Genomic DNA, 7,431 nt, shown 5'->3' on the forward strand with positions numbered 1-7,431 from the left:
AGGTAAAACTAGAACAATATGGTTCTACGAATGAGCGCAGACCCTTATATTTAGCATATATATCGAGTGAAGCTAATATTAAGAATCTTGAAACAATAAGAGAAAATAACCTGAAAAACACAGGTTTAATGAATGGCTCACCTACTTCTACTGATGTAGCGATTGTATGGCTAAGTTATAATGTGCATGGTAACGAGGCTTCGAGCACCGAAGCAGCAATGCTAACACTTTACAAATTACTTACAGAACGTAAAGATTTATTAGAAAATACGGTTGTAATTATAGATCCGTGCATTAATCCTGATGGTCGCGATCGGTATGTTAATTGGTATAACGAAACTGCCAGTCAGCCTTATGATATTGACAGACAAGCAAGCGAACACAATGAGCCATGGCCTGGTGGACGACCAAATCATTATTTGTTTGATTTAAACAGAGATTGGGCTTGGGCAACACAGGTTGAAAGCGCGTCGCGATTAGAAGCTTACAATAAATGGATGCCACATATTCATGTAGATTTTCATGAACAAGGCATAAACGAACCTTATTATTTTGCACCTGCTGCAGAACCGTTTCACGAAATAATTAGCGATTGGCAACGCGATTTTCAAACTCAAATTGGTAAAAATCACGCCAAATATTTTGATGCTGAAGGTTGGTTATTTTTTACGAGAGAGCGTTTTGATTTATTTTATCCTAGTTATGGAGATACATACCCAACATATATGGGAGCGATTGGCATGACATACGAACAAGGTGGACATGGCATGGCTGGTTTGGGTATTTTAAATGATGAAGGGCATGTACTTACTTTAGTTGAGCGCTTAACGCATCACACGACAACAGGACTTTCAACCGTTGAGATTGCGTCAAAAAATGCTTCAAAATTAAATTCTGAATTTGCTAAATTCTTTGATAATTCAAACTTAAAATATAAAAGCTACGTTGTTTCTGGGAATGCTGACAACTTGAAAAGTCTCAAAAATCTTCTAGATAAACATCAAATTAGTCACGAAAACCCAACGTCGACTAAAATTTCAGGTTATAATTATGCTACAGGAAAACAAGGTAGTATGACTGTTACTAATGACGCTATGGTTGTGCACACGAATCAACCAAAAGGTAAAATGGTAAAAGTATTATTTGAGCCAGATGCTAAACTTTCAGATTCTCTAACTTATGATATTACAGCTTGGTCTGTGCCTTATGCCTATGGTTTAGATGCCATCGCAAGCACAACAAAAGTGAGCAGTGATAAATTAGCAGAACACAAATCAGTTGAATCCCTAAAAGAGGCTTACGGTTATGTAAGTAAGTGGAATTCTATGGAAGATGCTCAGTTTTTAGCGGAATTATTAAAGCAAAAATTTAGAGTACGTTTTACGGAAAAGCCATTCACATCTAATGGTAATAAATTTGAACGTGGCTCTTTAATTATAACTAAAGGTGATAATAAGCATATTTCAGATTTTGTAAAAACCTTAAATACTATTGCACAAAAACATACACAACCCTTATCTCAAATAAATTCAGGATTTTCTCAAATATCTCCGGATATTGGCTCACCTGATATTAAATTAATAAACAAACAAAAGATTGCTGTATTGTCTGGCGAAGGCACTTCTTCTTTAAGTTATGGTGAAATTTGGCATTTCTTTGAGCAACAACTCCATTATCCTATCACATCAATAAACACTGATAATTTAGGTAGAACTAATTTAGATAAGTTTAATGTTCTGATTATTCCGAATGGGTATTACGGAAGTGTTTTCGACGAAGGTAACATGAAAAAATTAAAAGATTGGGTACGTTCTGGCGGAAAAGTAATTGCTATTGATGGAGCACTAAGAAGCTTTGCCGGTAAAGATGGGTTTAGTTTAAAATATAAAACATCTGAGAATGATAGTACTTCTAATAATCTAACACCTTATGCGGATCGTGAGCGCGAATACAGTAACGCCCTAATTACAGGCGCTATTTTTAAAACAAAAGTTGACCAAACACACCCAATGGCTTTTGGCTATAGTGATACTTATTTTACGCTAAAACGTGGGAGTTCACAATATAGCTTATTAGATAGCGGCTACAATGTAACGCATATCTCAGATAAGACTGTTTATTCTGGTTTTGCAGGACAAAATGCGCTGAAAAATATAGACCAAACGTTAGTCTTTGGGGAAGAACAAATGGGTAGTGGTAGCTTTATTTATATGGTAGAAAACACATTATTTAGAAGCTTTTGGGAAAACGGAAAACTATTTTTAGTCAACTCAATTTTCTTTGTCAATAATAATGCATTTGAATTGTAAAAGTTCTCGATGCGATTTTAAAAAAAAATCACTCGAACTGACGTCAACAAAAAAATCAAATATTAAGAATCAAAACATTCAGTCATGAAATATCTTAAATTAATTTCACTAAGCTTATTCATTCTATTTACAATCACGTCTTGTAAACAGGATGAAGTAAAAGAGGGCACCAAAGAATTTAAAGTAGATTACGAAAAATTCACTTTAGATAATGGTTTACAGGTTATTCTCCATGTAGACAGCTCTGACCCTGTGGCTGCTGTCGCTTTAACGGCTCATGTCGGTTCTGCAAGAGAAAAAGAAGGCAGAACTGGTTTTGCTCATTTATTTGAACACCTCTTATTTTTAGAATCTGAGAATTTAGGCAAAGGTGGTTTAGACCAAATGAGTGCTCGTATTGGTGGCTCTGGCGCTAATGGCTCTACAAGTAGAGATCGTACTAATTATTTTCAGACGGTACCAAAAGATGCTTTAGAAAAAATGATTTGGGCAGAGGCTGATAAATTAGGCTACTTCATAAACACCGTTACAGAACCTGTTTTAGCTAAAGAAAAGCAAGTCGTTAAGAACGAAAAACGTCAACGTGTAGACAATCAGGCTTACGGACATAATTCGGCAGTAATAAATAGTGCTTTGTACCCAGAAGGTCATCCTTACAGTTGGGAAGTTATTGGTTCTTTAGAAGATTTACAAAATGCTACTTTAGAAGATGTTAAAGAATTTTACAGACGCTGGTATGTACCAAACAACGTGACGTTAACAATCGCTGGAGATATTGATGTAGCTCAAACAAAAGCATGGGTAAAGAAATATTTTGATGAAATTCCTAAAGGTGAAAACATTCCTGAAATTAAAAAGCAGCCGGTTACATTAAAAGCATCTAAACGCTTATTCTACGAAGATAATTTTGCACGTGCTCCAAGATTGACAATGACATGGCCTTCTGTACACGATTATCATCCAGATTCTTACGCCTTAAGTGTTTTATCCCAATACCTCACACAGGGTAAAAAAGCACCTTTATACAAGGTTTTAGTTGAAGACCAACAATTAACGAGTAATGTAAGACTATTTCAAAATGCATCGGAAATCACAGGACAATTAATGTTAAGTGTAACTGCATTTAACCAAAAAGATTTAAACACAGTTGCTGAAGCGATTAAAGACGGCTTTAGAGATTTTGAATTAAACGGTATTTCAGAAAAAGATTTAAACCGTATTAAAACCGGACAAGAAACCAACTTTTACAATGGCTTATCTAGTGTATTAGGTAAAGGATTTCAATTGGCACAATACGAGATTTTTGCTGGTGACCCTGGTTTTATTAATAAAGATGTGAAAAATATTTTAGCAGTTACTCCAAAAGATGTGATGCGTGTTTACAACACTTATGTTAAAGATAAAAACTATATCGCAACAAGTTTTGTTCCTAAAGGTGAAATGAATTTAGTATTAAACAATTCGCAATTAGCTAATGTTATCGAAGAAAAGATAATAGAGGGAGCTGAAGAATCATTCGATCCAAGTTTAGCAGCAACCTACGAAAAAACAGCAAGTACTTTTGATAGAAGTGTTGAACCAGATTATGGAGCTAGTCCAGAACTAAAGATTCCAACAGTTTGGAAACGTGAGTTAGAATCTGGGATTAAAGTTTTTGGGATTGAAAATGATGAAGTGCCTTTGGTACAATTCGAAATGCAAATAAATGGCGGTTTACTTTTAGAAAGTAAAGATAAAGTTGGGGTCTCTAACCTTTTAGCCAATCTTATGACAAAAGGTACCAAAACCAAAACACCAGAAGAATTAGAAAATGCTATTGAAAGTTTAGGCGCACGTATCAATGCTTATGCAACCGATGATAATATCACTATTACTGGTACTACATTATCTAAACACTTTGATGCTACAATGAATTTGGTGACTGAGATTCTACTAGAGCCAAGATGGGACGAAAAAGAATTCGAATTATTAAAACAAAGTACAATCAGCAATATTCAGCGTAGTAAAGCAAACCCTAATAGTATCGCCTCTAATGAATTTTCAAAATTGCTTTATGGAGACAATAATATTTTAGCTTATAGTAATAGAGGTTCAGAAGCATCTGTAACCAGTATTGCTATGACAGATTTACAAGCCTATTACAATTCTAATTTATCTCCTCAACTCACCAATATGCATGTTGTAGGTTCTATAGCTGAAGCAAGTGTTGTAGAAGCATTAGAAACTATTAATACACAATGGGAAGCTAAAGATGTGGTATTACCAGAATTACCAATGCCATTATACCCAGATAAATCTAAGGTCTATTTCTATGATGTACCAGGTGCTAAACAATCGGTAATTAATTTTGGATATCCTGCTTTAAAAGTGATGCACAAAGATTATTATGCTGCAACCGTTATGAATTATCGATTAGGTGGTGGTGGTTTCGCCTCAATACTAACACAAGAACTAAGAGAAGGAAAAGGTTATACTTATGGTATTCGCTCAAGATTTTCAGGAACTAAACATAAAGGTGAGTTTAGTATTAGCAGCGGAGTAAGAACAAACGTTACTTATGAATCTGCCGCTTTAGTAAAAGAACTTTTAGAAAACTATGGTGAAAACTACAATGCAGATGACTTAGAAGTCACCAAAGGATTTACTATTAAAAGTACAGCTAGAGCTTTTGAAACTTTAGGTGCAAAATTAGATATGCTTAGTAATATTAGTAACTACGGATTTGCCGATAACTATGCAAAACAGCGCGAAGCTATCGTAAATGAAATGACAGTTGAAGATGTTAAAGCTTTAATTAAAAACTACATTAAACCTAACCAAATGATATACTTAATTGTTGGTGATGCAGAAACGCAGTTGATTAAGTTGAAAGATTTAGGTTTTGGTGAGGTTATGTTATTGAATGGTGACTAATTTAGATTAAGTAAACATAAAAATGAAGCTGAGAAAACCAAGTCTAGAAAAGCCAGTTTTGTAGTTTTATATCCAGATCGTAATGCTATTTTAATAGATCAACATGTCTTATTCTTTTTCTTAAAAGCTATAACACATTTATTAATTAACATTTAGACTAAAGTGTTAACAGAATAATTTAAAAAAAGTTAGAGTTAGACATTATCTTTACATTATTCAATCATTTATTACACATAATGCCACAAACTACGGTAATTTCATTTTTTAAATATGAAGGGGCTAAACCCAAATGGCAAGCTCTTGGACGCATGGGTAGACCACCTTTATTAAAGCAACCCATTGAAGGTTTAACTTTTTGGAAACCTTTGGGAAGTGGAAGCGGAAATGGGTTTTCCGTTTGGCCAGATTGGGCAACGTTTGGACTATTAACCGTTTTTGATACAGAAGCACAAGCACAGCAATTTTTAGAATCTGATGTCATTTTGGAGTACACTGAAGATTCGGTAAATTTTAGTCATGTTTTAATGCATTCCATAAAAGCACATGGCGAATGGAGTAAACAAAAACCGTTTATAGCATCTGCAACCTATGACGAAAGCAAGCCTGTTGCTGTAATCACAAGAGCGACCATTAAGCCTAAGTTAGCTTATAAATTTTGGAAGTATGTGCCGTCTGTTTCAAAATCTATGATTGGCCACAAAGGTCTTATCTATTCTAAAGGCATTGGCGAATGGCCCATATTAATGCAAGCCACATTTTCGCTTTGGGACACAGGAGAAGACATGATGACATATGCTTACAAGAATAAAAAACATGCTGATATGGTTAAGAAAACCAGAGAACTTGGTTGGTATGCTGAAGAGCTGTTTTCACGTTTTCATCCGTTTGAAATTAAAGGCACTTTAGTACCAAACCCTTCTAATAGAATCCTATAAATTCTCTGACAAATTCACCATTAAAAACACATTAAAAAGCTCTAAAGTTTTAGTGCAAAACACCAACAATGGCTTTATACTGCAAAAGCTAAACTTTTACTATCTTTAAGTATTAACTAAATCATTACATTATGAAACTCGGAGCATTCTCAATTAGTCTTGCTGTTAAAGACATTAAAGCCTCAAAAGCATTTTACGAAACTTTAGGGTTTGCGGTTTTTGCAGGCGATTTCGAAAAAAATTACCTCATCATGAAAAACGAATCTTCACTAATAGGGTTGTTTGAAGGTATGTTTGAAAATAATATTTTGACCTTTAATCCTGGTTGGAATCAAGATGCAGATTCACTTGAAAATTTTAATGATATCAGAGACATTCAGAAGCATTTAAAGTCAAAAGATATTAAATTAGAGCATGAAGCTGATGAGTATTCAAAAGGGCCTGCGAGTTTTGTGGTTTTAGATCCAGATGGTAATGCTATTTTAGTAGACCAGCATGTTTAAATTTGCACCATACTATTTCATTTAGTTTTAACATAATGACAAAAAACCTACTTATAATCGTTGCTTTTTTAGCAGGTCAAGTTCTGTTTTCTCAAGACAACAACTATATTGACAAAAAGCAGTTTAAATTTTCTCCTCTTTTAAAACAATTACTCACCTACGAAAAGGCTAAAGCAAATTTTACATTCTTTAATGTAAATGAATACTTGTATAATTCTATATTTTACAAAGGTTATATTATAGAAAAAGGATCTAACAGTAAATACATAAAACTTGATTTATTGTTATTAAAAGAATATGCCATTACGAGTAAACTGTATCCTGATTATAAATTTATTCTCAATCCAAATCTCGATAAAAGTCAATTCAGTAAACATCAATTTACAATTCATACACGAGATAGCAGCGTTACTACAAATTTTCATACAAAATCTATCGCTGTTGTTTTTCCTGAAACGACTTTAAAGACTTTAGATAATCTTGAAACTAGCTTATTAATAAAAACAGATTGGGGAATTGCGCACAACAATATACCATACACAAATACACAAGAAGGCTTAAATATTAAGAAGATAAATAGTTTTGAAATACCTAATGTATTTATCCCAAATTCAATTTTTAGTTTTATAAATTTTGATGAAGGACAGTTAGATTATAGAATTAAGGAAGCTTACGATAAGATCTACCTTACTATTGAAGATAACGAGCTTTCAAATTTCATCTATAATTATAAAAAAATAGCAGCAATTAAAAGTCCGACTGCATATAAAA

General features: G+C 33.6%; 5 protein-coding genes. All 5 read left to right on the top strand.

What is annotated here, in order from left to right; all coding sequences use genetic code 11:
• A partial coding sequence (locus tag B2U95_RS04725) for a M14 family metallopeptidase (protein ID WP_296313345.1) occupies positions 1 to 2,309 on the top strand: 2,309 nt, incomplete at its 5' end.
• 84 nt (positions 2,310 to 2,393) lie between these two features.
• Complete coding sequence (locus tag B2U95_RS04730) at positions 2,394 to 5,222, top strand: M16 family metallopeptidase (RefSeq protein ID WP_296313347.1); 2,829 nt, start codon at positions 2,394 to 2,396, stop codon at positions 5,220 to 5,222.
• Between the two features lie 236 nt (positions 5,223 to 5,458).
• Positions 5,459 to 6,157, top strand: a complete 699-nt coding sequence (locus B2U95_RS04735; protein ID WP_296313349.1) for a hypothetical protein — start codon at positions 5,459 to 5,461, stop codon at positions 6,155 to 6,157.
• 131 nt (positions 6,158 to 6,288) lie between these two features.
• A complete protein-coding gene (locus B2U95_RS04740) occupies positions 6,289 to 6,660 on the top strand; it encodes a VOC family protein (RefSeq protein WP_296313351.1) in 372 nt (123 codons plus the stop codon).
• A 35-nt stretch (positions 6,661 to 6,695) separates the two neighbouring features.
• The coding region (locus B2U95_RS04745) for a hypothetical protein (RefSeq protein WP_296313354.1) at positions 6,696 to 7,431 on the top strand (736 nt) is incomplete at its 3' end.

The sequence above is a fragment of the Winogradskyella sp. UBA3174 genome, assembly GCF_002364335.1.
In the GTDB taxonomy this organism is placed as follows: Bacteria; Bacteroidota; Bacteroidia; order Flavobacteriales; family Flavobacteriaceae; genus Winogradskyella.